General features: G+C 71.8%; 19 protein-coding genes. 13 read left to right on the top strand and 6 right to left on the bottom strand.

Going from position 1 to position 22,775, the window contains the following annotated elements:
• Positions 1 to 105 precede the first annotated feature (105 nt).
• The 6 genes from IE273_RS26410 to IE273_RS26435 all read left to right on the top strand — a co-directional run bounded on the left by IE273_RS26410 (position 106) and on the right by IE273_RS26435 (position 5,939).
• Positions 106 to 819 (top strand): hypothetical protein, encoded by a 714-nt coding sequence (locus IE273_RS26410; RefSeq protein WP_189817654.1) that lies wholly within the window; start codon positions 106 to 108, stop codon positions 817 to 819.
• Between the two features lie 13 nt (positions 820 to 832).
• Positions 833 to 2,005 (top strand): efflux RND transporter periplasmic adaptor subunit, encoded by a 1,173-nt coding sequence (locus IE273_RS26415; protein ID WP_189817655.1) that lies wholly within the window; start codon positions 833 to 835, stop codon positions 2,003 to 2,005.
• 197 nt (positions 2,006 to 2,202) lie between these two features.
• The gene (locus tag IE273_RS26420; protein ID WP_373309400.1) at positions 2,203 to 2,979 is read left to right on the top strand and encodes an ABC transporter ATP-binding protein; all 777 of its coding nucleotides are present in this window, start codon (positions 2,203 to 2,205) and stop codon (positions 2,977 to 2,979) included.
• Positions 2,976 to 4,196 carry an ABC transporter permease gene (locus IE273_RS26425; RefSeq protein ID WP_189817657.1) on the top strand — a complete coding sequence of 407 codons (1,221 nt, stop codon included), beginning with the start codon at positions 2,976 to 2,978 and terminating at the stop codon, positions 4,194 to 4,196. Before IE273_RS26420 ends, IE273_RS26425 begins: the two co-directional genes overlap by 4 nt.
• A 101-nt stretch (positions 4,197 to 4,297) precedes the next feature.
• Complete coding sequence (locus IE273_RS26430) at positions 4,298 to 4,771, top strand: nuclear transport factor 2 family protein (RefSeq protein WP_189817658.1); 474 nt, start codon at positions 4,298 to 4,300, stop codon at positions 4,769 to 4,771.
• 112 nt (positions 4,772 to 4,883) lie between these two features.
• A complete protein-coding gene (locus tag IE273_RS26435; RefSeq protein WP_189817659.1) occupies positions 4,884 to 5,939 on the top strand; it encodes a class I SAM-dependent methyltransferase in 1,056 nt (351 codons plus the stop codon).
• Between the two features lie 257 nt (positions 5,940 to 6,196).
• Here the strand turns inward: IE273_RS26435 and IE273_RS26440 are convergent, their stop codons facing one another.
• Positions 6,197 to 6,358: a hypothetical protein gene (locus tag IE273_RS26440; RefSeq protein WP_189817660.1), complete on the bottom strand. Its 162-nt coding sequence runs from the start codon at positions 6,356 to 6,358 to the stop codon at positions 6,197 to 6,199.
• Between the two features lie 398 nt (positions 6,359 to 6,756).
• Positions 6,757 to 7,767, bottom strand: coding sequence for a LacI family DNA-binding transcriptional regulator (locus IE273_RS26445; RefSeq protein WP_373309401.1), 1,011 nt, complete (start codon positions 7,765 to 7,767; stop codon positions 6,757 to 6,759).
• Positions 7,768 to 8,060: 293 nt separating this feature from the next.
• Here IE273_RS26445 and IE273_RS26450 point away from each other — a divergent pair, with 293 nt between their 5' ends.
• The 7 genes from IE273_RS26450 (at position 8,061) to IE273_RS26480 (ending at position 18,494) form a co-directional block, all read left to right on the top strand.
• Positions 8,061 to 9,356 (top strand): ABC transporter substrate-binding protein, encoded by a 1,296-nt coding sequence (locus IE273_RS26450; RefSeq protein ID WP_189817662.1) that lies wholly within the window; start codon positions 8,061 to 8,063, stop codon positions 9,354 to 9,356.
• A 42-nt stretch (positions 9,357 to 9,398) separates the two neighbouring features.
• Positions 9,399 to 10,274, top strand: a complete 876-nt coding sequence (locus IE273_RS26455; RefSeq protein WP_189817663.1) for a carbohydrate ABC transporter permease — start codon at positions 9,399 to 9,401, stop codon at positions 10,272 to 10,274.
• Positions 10,271 to 11,209, top strand: a complete 939-nt coding sequence (locus IE273_RS26460; protein ID WP_189817664.1) for a carbohydrate ABC transporter permease — start codon at positions 10,271 to 10,273, stop codon at positions 11,207 to 11,209. Before IE273_RS26455 ends, IE273_RS26460 begins: the two co-directional genes overlap by 4 nt.
• Positions 11,210 to 11,241: 32 nt before the next feature.
• Positions 11,242 to 12,507: a glycoside hydrolase 5 family protein gene (locus IE273_RS26465; RefSeq protein WP_189817665.1), complete on the top strand. Its 1,266-nt coding sequence runs from the start codon at positions 11,242 to 11,244 to the stop codon at positions 12,505 to 12,507.
• Between the two features lie 66 nt (positions 12,508 to 12,573).
• A complete protein-coding gene (locus IE273_RS26470) occupies positions 12,574 to 15,594 on the top strand; it encodes an alpha-mannosidase (protein ID WP_189817666.1) in 3,021 nt (1,006 codons plus the stop codon).
• 270 nt (positions 15,595 to 15,864) lie between these two features.
• The gene (locus IE273_RS26475) at positions 15,865 to 17,118 is read left to right on the top strand and encodes a ParA family protein (RefSeq protein WP_189817667.1); all 1,254 of its coding nucleotides are present in this window, start codon (positions 15,865 to 15,867) and stop codon (positions 17,116 to 17,118) included.
• Positions 17,115 to 18,494 carry a ParB/RepB/Spo0J family partition protein gene (locus IE273_RS26480; RefSeq protein WP_189817668.1) on the top strand — a complete coding sequence of 460 codons (1,380 nt, stop codon included), beginning with the start codon at positions 17,115 to 17,117 and terminating at the stop codon, positions 18,492 to 18,494. Before IE273_RS26475 ends, IE273_RS26480 begins: the two co-directional genes overlap by 4 nt.
• A 386-nt stretch (positions 18,495 to 18,880) precedes the next feature.
• On the opposite strand, the gene IE273_RS26485 is transcribed toward IE273_RS26480, so the two are convergent.
• The 4 genes from IE273_RS26485 to IE273_RS26500 are packed head-to-tail and all read right to left on the bottom strand — an operon-like array spanning position 18,881 to position 22,770.
• Positions 18,881 to 19,909, bottom strand: a complete 1,029-nt coding sequence (locus IE273_RS26485; RefSeq protein ID WP_189817669.1) for an ABC transporter ATP-binding protein — start codon at positions 19,907 to 19,909, stop codon at positions 18,881 to 18,883.
• A complete protein-coding gene (locus IE273_RS26490) occupies positions 19,902 to 20,876 on the bottom strand; it encodes an ABC transporter ATP-binding protein (protein WP_189817670.1) in 975 nt (324 codons plus the stop codon). Before IE273_RS26490 ends, IE273_RS26485 begins: the two co-directional genes overlap by 8 nt.
• Before the next feature lie 9 nt (positions 20,877 to 20,885).
• Entirely contained in the window at positions 20,886 to 21,854 is a 969-nt protein-coding gene (locus IE273_RS26495) for an ABC transporter permease (protein ID WP_189817671.1), read from the bottom strand.
• A complete protein-coding gene (locus IE273_RS26500; RefSeq protein ID WP_189817672.1) occupies positions 21,847 to 22,770 on the bottom strand; it encodes an ABC transporter permease in 924 nt (307 codons plus the stop codon). Before IE273_RS26500 ends, IE273_RS26495 begins: the two co-directional genes overlap by 8 nt.
• Between the last annotated feature and the right edge of the window lie 5 nt (positions 22,771 to 22,775).

Genomic DNA, 22,775 nt, shown 5'->3' on the forward strand with positions numbered 1-22,775 from the left:
GTCTAGGAACGCCCACGGCGTCCTCGGACGCCTCGCGGACGAGGAAACGGCAGGGCCATCGCTTTCTGACAAACCTCTGACATTCGCTCGGCAGCCTCTGCCGTCATGGACAACCAGACAGACCGGCCGCACCCCGCCGCCGGCACCCCCGGCACGACGCGCGCCCCGCGTCGGACGCGCCGCGTCCGGGCCGCCGTCCTGGCCACCGCCCTCCTGACGGCGGGCGTCGCTCTCACGGCCTGCGGAGGCACAGGCGGCACCGACAGCGGCCAGAAGGCGTCGGACAGCGGCATCGCGTCGTTGGCGACCCCCTCGTCCGGCGGCGGCGCGCCGGGGGCGACCTCTTCGGCACGGTCCTCCACGGCCGCCATCGAGGCCAAGCGCCCGCAGCTACGCCTCGACAGCTCCCAGGAGGAGACCGACCGTCTCTGGGACGCGTACTGGGCGTGCCTGCAAGCCCACGGCGTCCCCATGAACAACGCGCGGGTCGACCACCCCGGCAAGCAGGCGCCTCCCGTGGACGACCCGAAGGTCGCGGACCAGTACAAGGCGCAGTACCACGCGTGCCTGTCCAAGATGCCGCTCCAGCCGGTCGAGGAACGCCCCGAGACCAACCCGCACTACGCGGACGACTACCGCGCCTACGTCGGCTGCCTGAAGTCGAAGGGCATGAAGGTCCACGAGGTCTTCGGCGACGACGGGAGCCCTGACGGCTGGACCTACGACAAGGACATCCCGAAGGACGGCGGCGGACTCCCGACCGAGAAGATCGACCACGACTGCCGCCTGGAGGCGTTCGGTGGCAAGGGCGCGAACTAGGACCGCCGCACACGTGTCCGCCGACGGCGGCACACGCGACGGCAGCCGGATCGCGGTCGCCGACGGCGGCGGACGGACCGGCGGCAGGATCGCGGTCGCCGTCGCCGTCCTCGCCGTCATCGCGGGCGGGGTCTACGGCGGGACCGCGCTGAAGCGACACGGGGACGCCGGCCGTGCGAAGCCCGCCGGGGTGCCGTCCGCGCAGACCACGGTCATCCGGCGCACCGATCTGTCCGACAGCGAGACGCTGCCCGGCACCCTCGGTTACGGCGCGGCGGTCACGGTCAAGGGTGCGGGCAAGGGCCTGATCACCAAGCTGCCGGCGAGCGGATCGACGGTGACCCGGGGCAAGCCCCTGTACTGGGTGGACGACCAGCCGGTCACGGTCCTCTACGGCGACACCCCGGTGTTCCGCACGCTGGACGAGGCGGCCGTGAAGGCCGGGGCGAGCGGTTCCGACGTGACCGTCCTCGCGGACAACCTGAAGGCCCTCGGTTACGACATCGGCCCCGAGCCGCACCACACGCGGTCGTCCACCGGTACGGGCGAAGCCCCCGGGGCCGTCCTGACGTCGTCACTCCTCGGCGCGCTGAAGCGCTGGCAACGCGACACGGGCCGGCAGCAGACCGGCACGCTCTCGGTGGGCGAGGTGGTGGTGCTGCCCGGCGCGGTCCGCGTGGGCGCGGTGAAGGCCCAGCTCGGCGACCCGGCGGCGGCGGACGTCCTGTCGGTGACGTCCCTGCGGAAGTCGGTGTCGGTGACGGTCGACGCCGGTGACGCGGCCCAGGTCCACCAGGGCGACAAGGTCGTCATCACCCTTCCCGACACCAAGCGGATACCCGGAAGGGTGACCTCGGTCGGTACGACGGTGCAGGGCGGCCCGGGTGACGACGCGTCCGACGGCGACACCTCGCCGTCGGTGCGGGTCACCGTGGTGCCGCGGGACAGCGCCTCGGTCGGGAACCTGGACGCCGCGTCCGTGCGGGTGACCTTCACGACGGAGACCCGCGAGAACGTCCTCACCGTGCCGGTGGGCGCGCTGCTGGCGCTCCAGGAGGGCGGGTACGCGCTCCAGCGCCCGGGTGGAGAGCTGGTCGCCGTGAAGACGGGACTGTTCGCCAGGGGCCAGGTGGAGGTCTCGGGCACCGGGATCGAGGAGGGGCAGCGGGTGGTGACGGCGTCGTGAGAGCCCCCGGCAGGCACCGCGAGGGCGGTCGCCGCGAGCACGGTCACCACGAGGACGCGGGGTACGGCGGCACCGCGCACGCCGCGACGGCCTCCGCCTCCGCCTCCGCCTCCGACACGCTCCCCGTGCGCGCGGGCGACGACACGCTGACCCTGCGTGCCGTACCCGCCGCGGCCGGTCCCGCCGAGCCGTCACCCGTGCTGCGGCTCACGAACGCGACCAAGGCGTACCCCGGCGGCGTGACCGCGCTCGACGACGTGTCCCTGACCATCCACGAGGGCGAGCTGCTCGCCATCGTCGGCCCTTCCGGCTCCGGCAAGTCCACGCTGCTGAACATCATGGGGACGCTCGACCTGCCCACCCGCGGCACCGTGGAGATCGCGGGGCAGGACACGGCGTCCCTGGGCGACCGGCGGCTGTCCGCACTGCGCGGACAGCGGCTCGGCTTCGTCTTCCAGCAGTTCCACCTGACGGACGGGCTGACCGCGGCGGAGAACGTCGCCACCAGCCTGCTGTACGCGGGGGTGCCGCGCAGGCGGCGCACCCCGCTCGCGCTCGCCGCGCTGGAACGGGTCGGGCTCGGCCACCGGGTCGGGCATCTGCCGCACCAGCTGTCCGGTGGCGAACGGCAGCGCGTCGCGATCGCCCGCGCGCTGGTGGGCGAGCCGGCGCTGGTGCTCGCGGACGAGCCGACGGGCGCATTGGACTCCGCCAACGGCCAGGCCGTTCTCGACCTGCTCGTCCGGCTGAACAGAGAGGGCACCACCATCGCCGTGATCACGCACGACGGGAACATCGCGGCGCGGCTGCCACGCCAGGTGGAGATGCGCGACGGGCGGATCGTCAGGGACACGGGACCGCGCCGCGGCCCGGCGGCGGACCGGGGCACCGGCTCCGCACCGTCGGCCGGGCCCGCCGCGGCCGGACGGTCCGCGGACCCCGCCGCCGGCCCGGCCCGGGGAGGCGACCGGTGAGCGCCGCACCGCGCGGAGGGCTCGCCCGTCCGGCCCGGCAGAGCCCGTCCGACGTAGTGCGGCTCGGACTGATCGGCATCCGCACCCGCAGGCTGCGTGCCGCGCTGTCCGCGCTCGGCATCTCCATCGGCATCGCGACCCTCGTCCTCGTGACGGGGATCCCGGCGTCCAGCCAGCGGGCGCTGAACGACCGGCTGTCCGCGCTCGGCACGAACATGCTCCGGGCGGTCCCGCAGCCCGACCAGAACCCTCCGGTGGTGCTGCCCGCGTCCGCCGACAGGATGGCCGCCCGCATCGGTCCGGTCACGGCGACCAGCGAGGTCGCCAACACCCACCGGCTCGTGCACCGTTCGGACCGGACCGACCCCGGCGACGGGCTCGGCCTCACGGTCCTGGCGAGCGGCGACGGCCTGCTGTCGGTGGTGAACGGCCGGGTACGCGCGGGGAAGTTCCTCGACGCCGCGACCGACCGGCTGCCGACGGCGGTCCTCGGCTACGAGGCGGCGTCCCGCCTCGGCGTGACCACCCTGGCACCGGGCCGGCAGGCACCGCAGATCCTCGTCGGAACGAAGTGGTTCACGGTCATCGGCATCCTCGACCCGCTGCCGCTCGCACCGGACCTGGACCGCTCGGTGCTGGTCGGCTGGGAGGCGGCGCGCGAGACCCTCGCGTTCGACGGACATCCGACCGTGGTCTACGTGAAGGCGCACGAGGACGCCGTCGAGGCGGTCTCGTCCGTGCTGCCGGCCACGCTGTACCCGGAGCTGCCGGGCCTGGTCCAGGTCAGCCGCCCTTCGGACGCCCTGGCGGCGAAGCGGGCGACGAACAGCGCCTTCTCGTCGCTGTTCCTGGGCCTCGCCGGGGTGGCGCTGCTCGTGGGCGGGATCGGCGTGGCGAACACCATGTACATCTCGGTGCTGGAACGCCGCAAGGAGATCGGCCTACGGCGCGCGCTCGGCGCGAACCGGGGGCAGATCAGAGGTCAGTTCCTCACCGAGTCGGTGGTGCTGTCCCTGCTCGGCGGGGTCGCGGGCACGGTGACCGGGGTACTGGCCACCGCTGGTTACGCCGTCTACCAGGGCTGGCGGCCCGTCGTCCCGATCACCGTGCTCGGCACGGGTGTCGGCGGTGCCGTGGTCATCGGGGTGCTGGCGGGCGTGTACCCGTCGATCCGTGCGGCGCGGCTCACACCGACCGAGGCACTCGCCACGCCATGACACGAAGAGGCGGCGTGCCGGGCGCCGGCGAAACAGGTGCTTCGGCCGTGCGAGTAGCCTGAGACACGTTGCAGGTCGGCCGTGCCGCTTGGAGGAAACCCATGTCCACATCCACACCCGTGCCCACCGACCCCGCGTCGAGCCACCGGGCCATCGAGAATCTGATCGCGCGGTACGCCGAGCTGGTGGACGACGGCGATTTCGCGGGGCTGGGCAGGCTTCTCGCCGACGCCACCTTCACGGGCAGCGGCGAGCCGGTGAGCGGAAGCGACGCGATCGAGAAGATGTTCCATGACACTCTGATCGTCTACGCCGACGGCACGCCGCGCACCCAGCACGTCACCACCAACATCGCCATCGAGGTCGACGAACAGGCGAGCACGGCGGTCGCGCGTTCCTACGTCACCGTGTTGCAGGCGCTGCCCGAGCTGCCGCTGCAACCGGTGGCGGGCGGTCGGTACCACGACCGTTTCGAGCGCCGGGACGGGCAGTGGCGCTTCGTGGAGCGACGGGTCCGCATCAATCTCGTCGGCGACGTGAGCCGCCATCTGCACCAGGCCGCCGCACAGCGGTAGCCCTGGCCCGGGACGGTGACACGTGTGAACCATGAGGGTGCGCGGATCCGTTGGAGGGATGAGAGAAGAGGTTCTTCTCGTCACCACCTGCCGCGCTTGGAAGTTTATTCACATGTCGGATGAGAATCGCGTGCTGGAGTTCCTGGAGAGGGTGGTCGCCGACCAAGCGGCCGCCTTCGCGGGAGTGTCGACGTCCCTGGGCGTCCGCCTCGGGCTGTACGAGGCGATGTCGGGTGCGGGGGCGCTCACCTCGGACGAACTGGCCGAGAGGACAGGACTCGTCGAGCGCTACGTTCGGGAGTGGCTGGCGGCGCAGGTCGCCGGTGCCTATGTGGTGCACGACCCGCAGACGAACACGTATGTCCTGCCGGACGAGCACGCGGCTGTGCTGGCCGACTCCTCTGTGCCGACGTACCTCGGTGGTGGCTTCACCATGCTGAAGGCCCTCTACGGTGCCGAAGAGGCGCTGGCGAGCGCTTACCGCGACGGTGGCGGTGTGAGCTGGCGGGACTACGGGCCGGAACTGTCGGAGGGCGTCGCCGCCTTCTTCAAGCCTGGCTACGAGGCAGTCCTCGTCCAGGAATGGCTGCCCGCGATGGAGGGCGTCGAGGCCAAGCTTCGGCGCGGCGCCTCGGTGGCCGACGTGGGATGCGGCTTCGGCCACTCGACGGTTCTCATGGCCAAGGCGTTTCCGCGGTCCCGCTTCCACGGCTTCGATTTCCACGAGCCCTCCGTCGAAGCGGCCCGGAAGCTGGCCGAGGAGGAGGGCGTCGGTGACCGCGTGACGTTCGAGGTCGCCGCCGCGCACGACTTCCCCGGTGGCGACTACGATCTCGTCACGTTCTTCGACTGCCTCCACGATCTCGGTGATCCCGGCGCGGCGCTCCAGCGCGCCGAAAAGGCCCTCGCGGACGACGGAAGCTGCCTTGTCGTCGAGCCGAACGTGTCCGCGGAGCCCGGGGAGAACATCAACCCGATCGGCCGGTCCTTCGCCTCCACCTCGGCTGTTCTCTGTCTGCCGGCGGCCATGGCGCAGGGCGGCCCGCACGCGCTCGGCAACCATCCCGGGCCGGAGGCGCTCCAGGCGATCGCCGCCGAGGTGGGTCTGCTCGGCTGGAGGCTCGCCGTCGAGACCCCCACCAACCGCATCTACGACGTCAAGCGTTGAGGTAACCGTCCGGGCCGGTGCCACGGCGGTGACCGCTGAGGGCGCCGGCGTCGCGGCCGGGCGCGAGCAGGGTTCCGGCCTCGCTGCCGCGTTGCCGCGCAGGGACGGTGGCTCGCCCCCAGCACGCGGGCGACCGTCTCGTCCTTCGTCCCGGTGACCATCGGAAGCGGGATCTCCCGCGTCCGCCGGTCCGGTCCCACCACCGGGGAACCGCTCCCGGCACCGACCTCTCGGCACCGACCTCTCGCACCGGTCCGTCAGCGGCCCCGACCCGCCGCACCGGCTCCGACCGCCTCCCACACGCTCTCGAACAGCGCCACGAGGGCCACGAGGGCCACCGCCAACGAGCCCGTCGCCGCGGCCGGCCGGTCACCGCGCACCGGCAGCGGCAGCCGCACCGCGGCCAGGTCGGACGCCACCGGCCTCACCGGCGGTCGTGACGCCGGCCACGACCGGCCGCCGACCTCTGCCGTCCCGCTCAGCGCCGTGCAGCGCCGTAAGGCGCCTGGGCCGGCCTCCCTTCGGCAACCCGACGCAGCGCGCCCGGCACCTCCTCGTCGCACTCCGGCACCAGCGCCGCAGGCTCCGCGCGCGGCCCGGACACCGCCTCTCGTCCGCCTCGTCCACCTCGTGCGACCGAGCTCGGCGCGGGCCGCCTTCGTCCGCCGGCGACATGACGGGGCCTGACCTCGTGCGCCCGCTCCACCACCGATCGCCCCGGTCGCCAGGCGCAGTGAGCCGGGCGCGGATGACGGCCGTCCCGCGCGGGAGCCGCATCCGCACGTGTGCGGCGGGTCCGGCCGTGCCCGCCCCGGCCTCAGGCGCCCCGCACCGGTCCCGTGCTCTGGCGGGCGATCAGTTCCGGGAGCGGTACCTGGACCGTCCCCGGCGTGGCCCCGTCCAGCCGCGAGAGCAGTTCTCGCGCGGCGGTGCGGCCGAAGGCCACGCTGTCCCGGGACAGCGCGGACAGCCAGGGCTTGACCATCCGGCACAGCGCGGAGTCCTCCCACGCGACCACCGACACGTCCTCGGGCACCGCGAAGCCGAGTTCGGCCGCGGCGGCCACCCCGGCGACCGCCATCACGTCGTTGTCGTAGATGAGCGCGGTGGGCGCGGCGGATCCGGACAGGACCCGGTGGGTGACGGCGGCCCCCTCGGCGTCGGAGTAGTCGGTGGTCACCGAGCGGACCTCGGTCAGGCCGCGCCGTTCGGCCTCGGCCCGCAGGCTGCGCATCCGCCGCTGGGTGTGCGCGAGGCCGGGCAGCCCGGCGATGTGCACGATCCGCCGGTGGCCCAGGGCGTGCAGTTCCCCCACGACCGCGGCCATCGCGCCGGCGTCGTCCGCCCACACCGCCGACAGCCCGGGGTGCAGCTCGGCCGGCGCGCCCCCGATCACCACGGCGGGCAGGCCGAGTTCCTCCAGGAGCGCGGGACGGGGATCGTCGGTGCGGGGGTCGACCATGAGGACGCCGTCGACCCGGTGCTCGGCCCACCAGGTCCGGTATACCGCGCATTCTGCGGCAATGTCCTCTACAACTTGGAAGAGCAGGCCGAGATGGCGTTCGGCCAGCACTTCCTGGATGCCCGAGACCAGTTGGAGGAAGAACGAGTCCACACCGAGGGTGTGCGCGGGCCGGGCCAGCACGAACCCGACCGTGGCCGCGCCCTCACCGGACAACTGGCGGGCGGCGGTGCTCGGCCGCCAGCCGAGCTGTTCGGCCACCCGGCGCACCCGGGCCCGGGTCACCTCGGAGACGCCGGGCCGGTTGTTGAGGGCGAAGGAGACGGCGCTCTCGGAGACCCCGGCCCGCCGCGCGATGTCCTTCATCGTCGGCCGGCGCGCCGGTGAACGCTTGTCCGCCACTTCCGCTCCCATTCTCTGGCACCGAGCACTAAAGCGCTTGAGCTAGACCAGCCTAAAGCGCATTAGCGATCGGAGCAAGAGTCGCGTCCGGCACTTGTCCGGCTCGCGTCAACACGCCCTGACCTGCGGCTTCTATCGGCGCAGGGAAGTTTTCGGCCGAATCCATTGACATTTTTCCGCCGAAGGATGCAATGTCTGCCCCTGAACCCGTGGCCGGCATCGTCGCCGTGGCCCGCCGTCCGAAGGAGCCTCCAGCCGTGCGCATATCCCGTAGAACCCTCGCCACCGCTGTCGCCGTCGCGGCCCTGCTGCCGCTGTCCGCCTGCGGCTCCGGGAACGACGACAGCTCGTCGGGCGACGCCTCGGGCAAGATCGAGGGCAACATCACGTTCCAGACCTGGAACCTGAGGGCGAACTTCAAGTCGTACTTCGAGGGCGTCATCGCCGACTTCGAGCAGAAGTACCCGGGCACCCACGTGAAGTGGGTCGACCAGCCCGCCGAGGGCTACGCCGACAAGCTCAGCGCGGAGGCGGCCGGCGGCACGCTGCCCGACGTCGTCAACGTCTCCCCCGACCTGGCCGCCCCGCTCGCCAAGGCCGGGCTCGCCCTGGACCTGGACAAGGACAAGGCGGCGGCGAAGTACAAGAGCGAGTACCTGCCGGGCGCGTGGAGCAGCACTGACATCCCGGGCCTGCCGGGCACCTGGGCGTTCCCCTGGTACCTGAACACCGGGCCGCTGTTCTACAACAAGGCCCTGTTCAAGGAGGCCGGTCTCAACCCGGACCAGCCGCCGAAGACGTACGCCGACCTGTTCAAGGACGGCCTCCAGATCGCCGAGAAGACCGACGGCAAGGTCGCCACCCTCGCCAACGTGCCGGCCATCGAGGACTTCGGCCGCTACGGCGTCCAGCTGGTGAACAAGGAAGGCACCGGTTTCGCCTTCAATGACGCCAAGGGTGTCGAACTCCTCACCAAGTACAAGGAGTTGTACGACGCCAAGGCCCTCGACCCGCAGGCGCTGACGGCCACGCCCGAGTCGGCCGGACGCAAGTTCCTCACCGGGGCCGTCGCCATGAACCCCGGCAGCGCGCTGGACCTGAAGAACTTCAAGACGCAGGCGCCGAGCCTGTACAAGAACATCGGCATCACCGACCAGATCACCAGCACCGGCCACGTCAACATGTACGTGCAGAACCTGATGGTGAACGCGCAGTCCAAGCAGAAGCCCGCGGCCGTGGCCTTCGCGCACTTCGTCACCGACGCGAAGAACCAGATGGCCTTCGCCAAGCAGGTCGCCATCTTCCCGAGCACCGCCGGCTCCCTGAAGGACCCGTACTTCACCAAGGAGGACGGCACCGACGAGACCCGCGTCCGGGTGGCCGCCGCCAAGTCGCTGAAGACCGCCGTGAACTACACGCCGGTGCTGTTCAGCGACCAGATGAAGACCGCGCTCCAGCAGGAGGTCGCCAAGGCGCTCCAGGGCAAGGAGAGCCCCAAGCAGGCGCTCGACAACGCTGTCAAGGCCTGCGACCAGCTGCTCAAGCAGGGCTGATCCGCCGTGGCCCTCTCCTCCCCTGCCCGTAGGGGCTCCCGGGTGCGGCGTCAGCTGCCCACCAGTCCGTGGCTGTTCGCCGCACCCGGGTTGCTGGTCACCGCCGCGTTCGTGCTGTACCCGTTCGTGTCGACCGTGGTGAACTCCTTCACCGACCGTCGCACCCTGATCCCGGGCCACTTCGTCGGTCTCGCCAACTACCGCGAGATGCTCCACGACGACGCGTTCTGGATTGCCCTGCGCAACAGCACGCTGTACGTCCTCGGAGTCGTCCCGGCGCTGGTGGTCCTGCCGCTGCTGCTCGCGCTTCTGGTGCAGAAGCACATCCCCGGCATCGCCTTCTTCCGGTCCGCCTTCTACACCCCGGTCGTCGCCTCGATCGTGGTCGTCGGCCTGATCTGGGTGTGGCTGCTGGACGAACGCGGTCTGGTCAACTCGCTGCTGGAGACGCTGGGCGCGAGCCCGGTCGGGTTCCTCAGCGACCAGTGGCTGATCCTGCTCAGCGCCATGACGGTCACGGTGTGGAAGGGCCTCGGCTACTACATGATCGTCTACTTGGCGGCGCTCGCGAACGTACCGCGCGAACTCCACGAGGCCGCCGCCGTGGACGGCGCGGGCGCGGTCCGCCGCTTCCTCAGCGTCACCGTGCCCGCCGTGCGGTCCACGATGGTCCTGGTGGCCGCGCTCGCCGCGGTCTCCGCCTTCAAGGTGTTCTCCGAGGTGTACCTGATGGCCGGCCCGACCGGCGGCCCGGCCGGCGAGGACACGACTCTCGTGATGCTCGTGCAGCGCTCCGGCACCGGCCTCAGCGGCCGGGTCGGTTACGCCTCCGCGATCTCCGTGGTGGTCTTCGTGATCACCGTGGTGCTGATGCTGCTGGTACTGCGCGCGGACCGGAAGGACGAGACCCAGGCATGACCGACACCCTGCGCACCCCGGACGGGCGGACCGCCCGCCCGGGGCACCCGACGACCGAGCGCGCGCGGCGGACCGGCCGCCGCTCCCGTTTCACCGACGACACCGGCCAGCGCGTGCGGCCCTGGGAACTCGTCCTCCGCTACCTGCTGCTGCTCGGCGTGCTGGCCCTGACGATCGGCCCGTTCCTGTGGCAGCTGTCGACCTCGCTGAAGGGCCCGACGGAGGACATCTACAGCTCCCCGCCGTCGTTCCTGCCCGAGCACCCCACCCTGCACAACTACAGCCGGGTCGCCGGCGTCATCCCCGTCTGGGACTACGCCCTGAACTCCGTCAAGGTCGCCGTCGCCAGCGTGGTCACCAACTGCGTCGGCTCCGCCCTCGCCGGCTACGCCCTGGCCCGGCTGCGCTACCGGGGCCGCGGGGTACTGACCCTGGTCTTCATCCTGGCCCTGCTGGTGCCCGCCGAGAGCATCATCATCGCCCAGTTCACGACCATGCGGTCGCTGGAGCTGAACAACACGCTCATCGGCGTGGTGCTGCCCGGCTGCGTCGGCGCGCTGAACGTGCTGCTGATGCGCAACGCCTTCCTCAACCTGCCGTACGAGATCGAGGAGGCGGCCTTCGTCGACGGCGCCAACGTCTGGCAGCGGTTCCTGCGGATCGCGCTGCCGTCGGTCAAGGGCACCCTCGCCGTCGTCTCGATCTTCGCCTTCATGGGCGCCTGGGACGACTTCCTGTGGCCGCTGATCGTGCTCGGCGACCCGTCCAAGTTCACCCTCACCGTCGGCCTCAACTACCTGCACGGCACCTTCGCCAACGACCAGCGGCTGGTCGCCGCCGGCACGGTCATCGCCGTGGCCCCGCTCATCGTCCTCTTCGCCTGCCTCCAGCGGTACTTCTTCCGCGGGGTCGGCGAGGGCGCCGTCAAGGGCTGACCGCCGCATTCGAACCCCCCGCAAGGACACCCATGCCTCCTGCCGTGCGCTTCGGCGTCAACTACACCCCCAGCGAAGGGTGGTTCCACCACTGGCTCGACTTCGACCTCGACTCCGTACGCGCCGACCTCGACTCGATCGCCGCGCTCGGCCTGGACCACGTCCGGGTCTTCCCGCTGTGGCCGTACTTCCAGCCGAACCGGGCTCTCATCCGGCCGCGCGCGGTGGAACAGCTCGTGGCCCTCGCCGACGCCGCCGCCGAGCGCGGCCTGGACGTGAACGTGGACGGCCTGCAAGGCCATCTGTCCAGCTTCGACTTCCTCCCCGCCTGGACGCGCACCTGGCACCGGCGCAACCTCTTCACCGACCCCGAGGTCATCGACGGCCAGGCCGCCTACCTGCGCACCCTCGCCGCCGCCCTCGCCGACCGGCCCAACTTCATCGGCATGACCGTCGGCAACGAGGTCAACCAGTTCAGCGCCGACCCCCACCCCGACCCCGACCGGGCCACCCCCGAGCAGATCGACACCTGGCTGGAGCGCATGCTCGCCGCCTGCGAGGAGGGCGCCCCCGGCCGGCTGCACCTGCACGCCGAGTACGACGCCACCTGGTACCAGCACGACATGCCGTTCACCCCGGCCCAGGCCGCCCGGTACGGCGGCGTCACCGCCGTGCACTCCTGGGTGTTCAACGGCACCGCCCAGCGCCACGGCCGTACCTCCGTACCCAGCGAGCACCACGCCGCCTACCTGGTCGAGCTGAGCAAGGCGTGGGCGGACGACCCGCACCGGCCGGTGTGGCTCCAGGAGGTCGGCGCCCCCGCCCCGCTGGTCCCCGCCGAGCACGCCGCCGCCTTCACCGAGGCGACCGTCACCAACGCCCTGGACTGCCCCGGCCTGTGGGGCATCACCTGGTGGTGCTCCCACGACGTCTCCCGCGGCCTCGCCGACTTCCCCGAGCTCGAATACTCCCTCGGGCTGCTGACCAACGACCGGCGGCCGAAGGACATCGCGCGGGTGCTCGCCGACGCGGCCCGCCGGACCCACCCCACCCCGGCACCGCGCACGACCGCCCTTGTCGTACCCGCCGACCCCGAGGGGCGTACGGCGCTCGCTCCGGGCGGGGCCCTGTACGACGCCTTCTTCCGGCTGACCGCCGACGGGGCCCGGCCCACCACCGTCCTCGACGTCCGCGCGGGCGACGCGGACCATCTCCGGGCACGTGGCATCACCGAGGTGGTCACGGCCGGGCAGGTGCTCCCGGCAGCGGGGGCGGCTCGGGCGACCGGTGCCGAGTGACATCCCCGCGCCCGTCACCCACCCTGGTAACCACCCTCCCGACGTACGACCTACGGAGCATCCCGCATGCATGACGACCGCACTCTGGTGGAAGCCCGCCTCAAGCGGGTCCTCGACGAACGCATCCGCCCCGCCGTGTACCCCGAGTCCGTACCGCTTCGGGTCGCGGTGTGGCACGCGCCCGGCGAGCCGGTGCCGGTCGCGGAGGGGCTGGCCGCCGAGCCCGAGCCGATCGAGGTGGGCGCCCGCTGGGGTGCTCCCTGGGGCACCAGCTGGTTCCGGGTGACGGGAACCGTGCCCGCGTCGTGGGCGGGCCGGACCGTCGAGGCCCTGCTGGACCTCGGCTTCGACGAGAACATGCCCGGTTTCCAGTGCGAGGGCCTGGTCTACCGGCCCGACGGCACGCCGGTGAAGGGCCTGAACCCGCGCAACCAGTGGGTGCGGATCGGCGCGCCCGTGGCGGGCGGCGAGGAGGTGCGGCTGCACATCGAGGCCGCCTCCAACCCGGTCATCCTGGACTACCACCCCTTCCTGCCGACCCAGCTCGGCGACAAGGAGACCGCCGGCAGCGAGCCGCAGTACACCCTGACCCGCATGGACCTCGCCGTCTTCGACGAGACCGTGTGGCAGCTCGTGATGGACCTGGAGGTCCTCGGTGAGCTGATGGCGGAGCTGCCCGAGGACTCCGCCCGCCGCTACGACATCCTGCGCGCCGTGGACCGCGCGCTGGACTCCGTCGACCTCCAGGACGTGAACGGCACCGCCGGCCGGGCCCGCGAGCAGCTCACCGAGGTCCTGTCGTCCCCCGCCGTCCCGTCGGCGCACCGCATCAGCGCCGTCGGGCACGCGCACATCGACTCCGCCTGGCTGTGGCCGCTGCGGGAGACGGTGCGCAAGGTGGCCCGTACGACGTCCAACATGACCGCGCTGATCGAGGACGAGCCGGAGTTCGTCTTCGCCATGTCCCAGGCGCAGCAGTGGGCGTGGGTGAAGGAGCACCGGCCCGAGGTGTGGGCACGGGTGAAGAAGGCCGTGGCGGAGGGGCGGTTCGTGCCGGCCGGCGGGATGTGGGTGGAGTCGGACACCAACATGCCCGGTTCGGAGGCGATGGCCCGGCAGTTCGTGCACGGCAAGCGGTTCTTCCTCGACGAGTTCGGCATCGAGAACGAGGAGGCCTGGCTGCCCGACACCTTCGGCTTCGCCGCGGGCCTGCCGCAGATCATCAAGGCGGCCGGCTCCAAGTGGCTGCTGACCCAGAAGATCTCCTGGTCGCAGACGAACAAGTTCCCCCACCACACCTTCCAGTGGGAGGGCATCGACGGCACCCGGATCTTCACGCACTTCCCGCCCGTCGACACCTACAACTGCTCCATGAAGGGCAGCGAGATCGCCCACGCGGCGCGGAACTTCAAGGACAAGGGCCGGGCCCGGCACTCGCTCGCGCCCACGGGCTGGGGTGACGGCGGCGGCGGCACCACCCGCGAGATGGTCGCCAAGGCGGCCCGGCTGCGCGACCTCGAAGGCTCGGCGACCGTCGAGTGGGAGACCCCGCGCGCGTTCTTCGAGAAGGCCGAGGCCGAGTACCCCGAGCCGCCGGTCTGGGTGGGCGAGCTGTACCTCGAACTGCACCGGGCGACGCTGACCAGCCAGGCCAAGACCAAGCAGGGCAACCGGCGCAGCGAACACCTGCTGCGCGAGGCGGAGCTGTGGGCGGCCACCGCGGCCGTGCGCACCGGCTTCCCCTACCCGTACGAGGAGCTGGACCGGATCTGGAAGACGGTGCTGCTGCACCAGTTCCACGACATCCTGCCCGGCTCGTCCATCGCCTGGGTCCACCGCGAGGCACGGGCCACGTACGAACGGATCGCGGGTGAGCTGACCGCGATCATCGACGGCGCCCAGCGTGCCCTGGCCGGCGAGGGCGGCACCGAGCTGGTCTTCAACGCGGCCCCGCACCCCCGTCACGGTGTCCCGGCGGGCGGCGCCGCCACCCCGGCCGTGACCGGCGGCACCACGCTCGCGCCGCGCGCGAGCGGCGGGTTCACGCTGGACAACGGCAGCCTGCGGATCGAGGTCGACGCCCGGGGCCTGGTGGTGTCGGCGTACGACATCGCGGCCGGCCGGGAGACGGTCGCGCCGGGGCAGGCCGCCAACCTGCTCCAGCTGCACCCCGACTTCCCGAACATGTGGGACGCCTGGGACGTCGACGAGTTCTACCGCAACACCGTCACCGACCTCACCGACGCCGAGTCGGTGCTGCCGGGCGACGACGGGGCGTCGGTGCGGGTCGTCCGCGCCTTCGGCGACTCCCGGGTCACCCAGGTGCTGTCCCTGCGGGCGGGCGAGCGGCGGCTGGTCATCGACACCGAGGTCGACTGGCACGAGACGGAGAAGTTCCTCAAGCTGGCCTTCCCGCTCGACGTGCGCGCCGAACGGTACGCCTCCGAGACGCAGTTCGGGCACTTCCACCGGCCCACCCACACCAACACGTCCTGGGAGGCGGCCAAGTTCGAGGCCTGCAACCACCGCTTCGTCCACCTGGAGGAGCCCGGCTGGGGCGTCGCCGTCGTCAACGACTCGACGTACGGCCATGACGTGACCCGGATCGTGCGGTCCGACGGCGACCGCGGTACGACCACGACGGTCCGGGTGTCGTTGCTGCGCGCCCCGCGCTTCCCCGACCCCGAGACCGATCAGGGCGTCCACCGCTTCCGGCACGCCCTGGTGCCCGGCGCCGGGATCGGGGACGCGGTGCGCGAGGGCTGGCGCGTCAATCTGCCGGAACGGCGCCTGACCGGCGCCCACGAGGTCGCTCCGCTGGTCACCGTGGACGACGACGCGGTCGTGGTCACGGCGGTGAAGCTCGCCGACGACGGCAGCGGGGACGTGGTGGTCCGCTTCCACGAGGCCCACGGCGGCCGGGCCCTGGCCACGTTCACGGCCGGCTTCGAGGTCGCGGAGGTGACGGTGACGGACCTGCTGGAGCGCCCGCTCGCCACGGCGACCGCCCCGGAGCGGGACGGCGACCGGATCACCGTACGGCTGCGGCCGTTCGAGCTGGTGACGCTGCGGCTGCGGCGCGCCTGAGCGACGCGGCGCCGGCCGCGGCCCGTCACCGGGTCGCCGCCGGCGCCGCGGTCGGTGTCCGTCGGGGACCGCCGCTCGCGGGTGACCCGCTCAGCCGGGTGGGCGGAATCGGAACTGATCCGACGAGCGGCGAAATCCGTTACCCATGGGGGGACATGGCGCGCGAACGACATTTCCGGCCGCCGTGCCGGGCGGCGCGGGCCGCCAGGCAGTCGGCTTAACTAACGTGTCGGCGGCGCGAACGATCACGAGCGTTAGTAAGGTACCCCCATGAGTTCTCCAGCCTCCTCCGGCGACCGCGACAAGGTCGTCTCCAAGCTGCCGGGCCAGCTTCGGCAGGACCTGAAAATCAGAGCCGCCCAGCACGGCATCGAGATCCAGGCCGCCGTCGAGCAGGGCATCAGGGACTGGTGCGCCCTCGCCTCGGCCACCGAACCCGTCGACACCGCGGGCGCCGACTCCTTCTCCACCTTCCTCCCGCCCGGACAGTGGGAGACGTTCCGCAAGGTGGCGGCGGACCGCAGCGTCTCCCTCATCCAGGGACTCGCCCAGTCCGTCAGGTTGTGGCTCGACTCCAACCCCGCGCCCGACGTCGAGCGGCCGAGCGTCACCCGCCGCGTCATCGTCTGCAACCAGAAGGGCGGGGTGGGCAAGACCGCCATCACGGCCGGCGTCGGCGAGGCGCTCGCCGAGTCCCCCAACGCCCTGCACGCCGTACGCGTGTCGAAGGCGCTCGCCAAGGCCCTGCGGGCCAGCGACGCCGCGGCGGGCGAGGACGAGCCCCTGGAGATCGAGAGCCTGCCCGGCCTCGGCATGCGGGTCCTGCTGGTGGACTTCGACCCCCAGTGCCACCTCACCAACCAGCTCGGCGCCGCTCCCCTGCCGATGAACGGCGACAGCCTCACCAACCACATGGCGGGCGACCCCAAGGGCGACCTGCGCGACCTCGTCGTGCCCATCGACGAGGAGACCTTCGGCAACCGTCTGCACCTGCTGCCCGCGTGCAACGACGCCTTCCTCCTCGACGTGCGGCTGTCCGCCGTACGGGCCCGTGAAGCCGCGCTGGAGCGGGCACTCGCCCCGCTGGAGGCGGACTACGACGTCATCATCGTCGACTGCCCGCCCAGCCTGGGCCTCAGCATGGACGCCGCCGCCTACTACGGCAGGCGGCGCGACGGCGAGAAGCCCGGTCAGTCCGGTGCGCTCATCGTCGTGCAGGCCGAGGACAGTTCGGCCGACGCCTACGAGCTGCTCACCACGCAGATCGACGACCTGCGCGACGACCTCCAGATCGACATCGACTACCTCGGTATCGTCGTCAACCTCTACGACTCGCGCCGCGGTTACATCGCCACCTCCTCGCTCCAGGGCTGGGTCGACATAAAGGATCCGAGGGTGGTGGGACTGATCGGCGACCTGAAGGAACAGAAGGAAGCGGTCCGCATGAAGCAGCCCCTGCTGTCCTACGCCCCCAAGTCGCAGCAGGCCATCGGGATGCGCGCACTGGCCCGGGAGATCTCATGAGCAAGGCCGACCAGCTGGGCGCCGGGCGTTTCGGCGGCGCCCGGCCCGTCAGCGCACGCCGGCAGGCCGTGGCCGCGGCGACCGGAGTGCCGACCGAGGGCGTGGCTCCGCCCAGTGAACTGCCCGTCCACCAGATCAGCCCCAACCCCGACAACCCCCGCTCGCAGCTGGGCGATCTGACGGACCTCGCGGGAAGCCTGAAGACCCACGGTCAGAAGCAGGCCATCACGGTCATGAACCGCGATGCCTATCTCACGGCCAACCCGGACCGCGCGGGCGACCTGGAGCCGAACACCACCCATGTCGTCATCGACGGCAGCAGCCGCCTGGCCGCCGCCCGCGAAGCCGGCCTCGCCACCGTCAAGGTCATGGTGAGCGACGAACAGGGCAGCACCTCGGAGGAGTTGCTCGAATCCGCGCTGGTCGCGAACATCCACCGGCAGGACCTGGAGGAACTCGACGAGGCCCGGGCGCTCCAGCGGCTGCTCGTCATCCACGGCAGCCAGACGGCCCTGGCCAAGCGGCTGCACCGCTCCCAGGGCTGGGTGTCGCAACGGCTGGCGCTGCTCACCCTCACACCCGAACTCCAGGCGCGGATCGGCCGGGAACCCATCGACCTGCTGCGCGCCGTCGGCAACAAGCCGGCCGACCAGCAGATGGCGGCGCTCGAAGCGCTCAAGGCCGAACGCGCCCGCAAGGAGGCGGAGAAGGCGGCGCTCAAGGCCGCGCGCCAGGCGGAAGCGGCGGCGGCCGACCCCGGTGCGGCCGAGAGCGGCCACCCGGCCGTGTCCGATGCCGGGCAGGCCGTCGGTGCCGCGGCACCGGCGGTGCACGACGAACCGCCCACGGTGCACGACGAACCGCCCACGGTGCACGACGAGCCGCCGACGGTGCCGGTCCAGGCGCCACCGCCCCAGGCAGCCACCGCCGACAGCGTCCAGGCGCCGCCGGCACCGGCGAAGACCCCCGAGCCGGTCCGGACGCCACAGGCCCAGGCAGCCACCACGGACGGCGTCCAGGCGCCGCCGACGCCGGCCGGCACCGCCGACGCCGACCGGGAAGCCGCCCGGTCCGAGGCGTCACCCGCCGTGTCCTCCCCGGTGCCGTCGAAGCCGGCCCCGCCTGTCGCCCCTCCGCGCACGGCCGCCCCCGCCGACGGCACCCCGCCCCCGGCCGCCAACGGGCAACCCACCCGGACACTGCCGTACGACGAGCCCGGCCCCCTCGCGATGCTGCTGGACCGGAAGATCGAGAGCGACGACACGTTCTTCGACCTCATCGACTTCCTGGGCGTCTGGGCACTCAAGCGCGACCCCGCCCGGCTGGGCGAACTCGCGCAGCGCCTCGTCGACCAGGCCACCGCTCAGGTCGACTGAACCGGTGGGCCCCCGTCCGCCCCGCTCCGCCCACCCGCCGGAGCGGGGCTTGGTGTGCGGTCGTCCGGGCCGGCGCCGCCCGTGCGTGAGCCGGGTGGGGCCTCCGACCAGGCCCCACCCGGCCGCCGGCCGGGGGACCGGCCGATGCGGGTGCGGGCCCGGTGTCCGCGGACACCGGGCCCGCACCGCGGGGAAGGTGACGCTCGGCCCCCGGGGGGTGGGGCCGCTGCGCCACACGTGGTCCAAGGCGGTCGGATGTCCCGATCGCCGGGATCCGGCACGGTCCGGATCCCGTCCGAACCGAACACCTCCACTCTCGCGCCGTACGGCCTCCGCCACCATGGGGCACACCCCACGATCGGAACGCGGACGGCGTGAGGAAGTCCCTACACGGCTGGGCCAGTTGCCCACTCCGTGGCGAAGTGGCAGGCGGAGGCGTGGGCGGCAGGGCCGGTCGTGTGCCGGAACACCTCCGGGACCGCGAGCACGGGGACGTCGACAGCACACCGTTCGTCGGCCTTCCAGCAGCGGGTGCGGAACCGGCAACCGGAGGGGACGTTCGTCGGGGAGGGCACGTCTCCGCTGAGGATGATCCGCTCCCGGTGGCCTCTGGCCTCCGGGTCCGGGACGGGCACGGCGGACAGCAGCGCCTGGGTGTAGGGGTGGGTGGGGTGGTCGTAGATCTCGGCTTCGGTGCCGGTCTCCACGATCCGTCCGAGGTACATCACCGCGACCCGGTCGGAGATGTGCCGCACGATCGACAGGTCGTGCGCGATGAAGAGGTACGACAGGTCGAACTCGCTCTGGAGCCGGTCGAGCAGGTTGACGACCTGCGCCTGGACGGAGACGTCGAGCGCCGAGACCGGCTCGTCGGCCACGATGATCTCCGGGCGCAGCGCGAGTCCGCGGGCAATGCCGATGCGCTGGCGCTGGCCGCCGGAGAACTGGTGGGGGTAGCGGTTGATGTACTCGGGGTTGAGACCGACGACGTCCAGCAGTTCCTGGACCCTGCGGCGGCGGTCGCCCTTGGGGGCCGCCTCGGGGTGGATCTCGTACGGCTCGCCGATGATGTCCCCCACCGTCATGCGGGGGTTGAGGGAGGTGTACGGGTCCTGGAACACCATCTGGATGTTGCGGCGTACGGCCTTCAAGGCGCGGCCCGAGAGCCTGGTGATGTCCTCGCCCTTGTACCGGATGGCGCCGGCCGTCGGCCGCTCCAGGCTGACCAGCATCTTGGCGACCGTGGACTTGCCGCAGCCCGACTCCCCCACGATGCCGAGGGTCTCCCCGCGGCCGAGGGCGAAGTCGACGCCGTCGACGGCCCCGACGGCACCGACCTGCTTCTTGAACAGGATGCCCTGGGTGAGCGGATAGTGCTTGACCAGGCCGCTGACTTCGAGGATCGGCTCAGGCATCGAGGCACTCCCTCCAGAAGTGGCAGGCGCTCACCCGGTGGTCGGCCACCTGGTGCAGGGCGGGTGCGTCGGTGCGGCAGACGTCCCGGGCCATCGGGCACCGCGGGTGGAAGGCGCAGCCCGGCGGGATGTCCATGAGGTTGGGCGGCAGACCCTTGATGGCGTACAGCTCCCGGCCCTTGGCGTCCAGGCGCGGGATCGACTCCAGCAGACCCCTGGTGTAGGGGTGGGCGGGGGTCTTGTAGATGTCGCGCACCGGTGCCTGCTCCACGATCCGGCCCGCGTACATCACCGCGATCCGGTCCGCCACGTCCGCGACCACCCCCAGGTCGTGCGTGATGAGGATCAGTCCCATGCGGTACTCGCGCTGGAGCTCCGCGAGCAGGTCCATCACCTGGGCCTGCACCGTCACGTCCAGCGCGGTGGTGGGCTCGTCGGCGATGATCAGCGCCGGTTCCAGGGCCAGCGCCATGGCGATCATGATGCGCTGGCGCATGCCGCCGGAGAACTGGTGCGGGTACTGCCTGACCCGTTCCCTCGCCGCCGGAATGCGCACCCGGTCCATCAGCTCGACGGCCTTGGCCCGCGCGTCCTTCTTCGACATCCCCCGGTGCACCACGAACATCTCGCCGAGCTGGTCCCCGACCGGCAGCACCGGGTTGAGCGACGACAGCGCGTCCTGGAAGATCATCGCCAGCTGCGCGCCGCGCACCCGGCGCCGTTCGCCCTCCTTCAGCTTCAGCAGGTCCTTCCCCTGGAAGAGGATCTGGCCGCCGGTGATCCGGCCCGGCGGTGTGTCGAGGATCCCCATCACGGCCTGCGCGGTCACCGACTTGCCCGAGCCCGACTCGCCGAGCACCGCCAGGGTCTCGCCCGCGTCGACGCCGTAGGAGACGCCGTTGACCGCCTTGGCGACCCCGTCCCGGGTCCGGAACTCCACGTGCAGGTCACGCACTTCGAGCAGCATGACGACGACTCACCTCAGTTTCGGGTCGAGGGCGTCGCGCACCGCGTCGCCGAGCATGATGAAGGCCAGCACCGTGATCGCGAGCGCGCCCGCCGGCCACAGGAGCATGTGCGGGGCGTCGCGGATGTACGGCGAAGCCGCGGAGATGTCGATGCCCCAGCTCACCGTCGGCGGCTTGAGTCCCACCCCGAGGTAGGACAAGGTCGCCTCCAGCGAGATGTAGGTACCCAGCGCGATGGTCGACACGACGATCACCGGGGCCACCGCGTTCGGCGCGATGTGCCGCAGCAGCAGGCGGGAGCTGGACGCGCCCAGGGCGCGGGCGGCCTGCACGTAGTCGTTCTGCTTGGCGGTGATGGCCGAGCCGCGCGCGATCCGGGACACCTGGGGCCAGCCGAGCAGCACCATGAAGCCGATCACCGGCCAGACGGTGTCGCTGGTGACCACCGACAGCAGTACCAGACCGCCGAGGACGACCGGGATCGCGAAGAAGACGTCGGTGACGCGGGACAGGACCGCGTCCCAGACGCCCCCGACGAAGCCCGCGAGGCCGCCGAGCACGGAGCCCAGGACCGCGACCCCGAGGGTGGCCAGGACGCCCACGGTGACCGAGGTGCGGGCGCCGTACACGGTGCGGGTGTAGACGTCGCAGCCCTGACCGTCGTACCCGAACGGGTGGCCCGGCTGTGAGCCCTGCTGGGCCTTGGCCAGGTCGCACGCGAGGGGGTTGCCCGACGCGATCAGCGACGGCCGGACCGAGATGACCACGAGGAAGAGGATCACCAGGCCGGAGACGATGAACACCGGGTTGCGGCGCAGGTCGCGCCAGGCGTCCGACCAGAGGCCGCGCGGTCTTCCCCGCGGGTCGGCGGCGGTGGGCTCCAGGGAGCGGGCCTCGCTCGCCGCGAGGTCCATCGCGCCGCCCGTGCCGGTCCCGGCGACGGCGCCCTCGGGTTCGTACGGCGGTTGCTCAGGCATAGCGGATCCTCGGGTCGAGTACGGCGTACAGGAGGTCGACGAGCAGGTTGGCCGCCAGGAAGACGAGGACGAGCACGGTCACGAAGCCGACGACCGTCTGGGTGTTCTGGCGCAGGATGCCCTGGTAGAGCTGGTAGCCGACGCCGTGGATGTTGAAGATCCGCTCGGTGACGATCGCCCCGCCCATCAGCGCGCCGATGTCCGTGCCGATGAAGGTGACCACGGGGATGAGCGAGTTGCGCAGCAGGTGCCGGGTGATGACCCGGCGCCGGGGCAGACCCTTCGCGATGGCCGTACGGACGTAGTCGGCACGCAGGTTCTCGGCGAGGGAGGTGCGGGTCAGCCGGGTGACGTAGGCCAGGGAGACCGAGGCGAGCACCAGGCCCGGCACGATCAGCTCGCCGAAGGCCGCCTGCGGGGACACCGACGGGGAGATCCAGCGCCACTCGACGCCGAGCAGCAGTTGGAGCAGCAGGCCGGTGACGAACGTCGGCACGGAGATGACGACCAGGGTGAGCAGCAGCACGGCCGTGTCGAGGAGGCGGCCCCGGCGCAGACCGGTGAGCACACCGAGGCCGAGGCCGAGGACGACCTCGAAGAGGATCGCCACGATCGTCAGCCGGACGGTGACGGGGAAGGCGCTGCCCATCAGGTCGATGACCTTCTCACCGTTGAAGGCGGTGCCGAAGTCACCGGTGAGGACATGGCCCATGTAGGTCGCGTACTGCTGGAGCACCGGCCTGTCGAGGCCGAACTCGTGTGTGAGCCGGGCTGCGGTGGCCGGATCGCAGGCCTTGTCGCCGCACAGGCCCGCGACCGGGTCGCCCAGCACGTTCACCATCAGGAAGATCAGCAGCGTGGCCCCGATGAACACCGGGATCATCTGGAGCAGCCGCCGGACCACATACCGCCCCACGTGGA

This window comes from Streptomyces olivaceoviridis (assembly GCF_014650115.1).
In the GTDB taxonomy this organism is placed as follows: Bacteria; Actinomycetota; Actinomycetes; order Streptomycetales; family Streptomycetaceae; genus Streptomyces; species Streptomyces olivaceoviridis.

Bases quoted from the DNA above. Each gene is read 5' to 3' on its own strand.
- IE273_RS26410 (WP_189817654.1), top strand. From the start codon at position 106: ATGGACAACCAGACAGACCGGCCGCACCCCGCCGCCGGCACCCCCGGC.
- IE273_RS26430 (WP_189817658.1), top strand. From the start codon at position 4,298: ATGTCCACATCCACACCCGTGCCCACCGACCCCGCGTCGAGCCACCGG.
- IE273_RS26435 (WP_189817659.1), top strand. From the start codon at position 4,884: ATGTCGGATGAGAATCGCGTGCTGGAGTTCCTGGAGAGGGTGGTCGCC.
- IE273_RS26445 (WP_373309401.1), bottom strand. From the start codon at position 7,767: ATGAAGGACATCGCGCGGCGGGCCGGGGTCTCCGAGAGCGCCGTCTCC.
- IE273_RS26460 (WP_189817664.1), top strand. From the start codon at position 10,271: ATGACCGACACCCTGCGCACCCCGGACGGGCGGACCGCCCGCCCGGGG.
- IE273_RS26465 (WP_189817665.1), top strand. From the start codon at position 11,242: ATGCCTCCTGCCGTGCGCTTCGGCGTCAACTACACCCCCAGCGAAGGG.
- IE273_RS26470 (WP_189817666.1), top strand. From the start codon at position 12,574: ATGCATGACGACCGCACTCTGGTGGAAGCCCGCCTCAAGCGGGTCCTC.
- IE273_RS26475 (WP_189817667.1), top strand. From the start codon at position 15,865: ATGAGTTCTCCAGCCTCCTCCGGCGACCGCGACAAGGTCGTCTCCAAG.
- IE273_RS26480 (WP_189817668.1), top strand. From the start codon at position 17,115: ATGAGCAAGGCCGACCAGCTGGGCGCCGGGCGTTTCGGCGGCGCCCGG.
- IE273_RS26485 (WP_189817669.1), bottom strand. From the start codon at position 19,909: ATGCCTGAGCCGATCCTCGAAGTCAGCGGCCTGGTCAAGCACTATCCG.
- IE273_RS26490 (WP_189817670.1), bottom strand. From the start codon at position 20,876: ATGCTGCTCGAAGTGCGTGACCTGCACGTGGAGTTCCGGACCCGGGAC.
- IE273_RS26495 (WP_189817671.1), bottom strand. From the start codon at position 21,854: ATGCCTGAGCAACCGCCGTACGAACCCGAGGGCGCCGTCGCCGGGACC.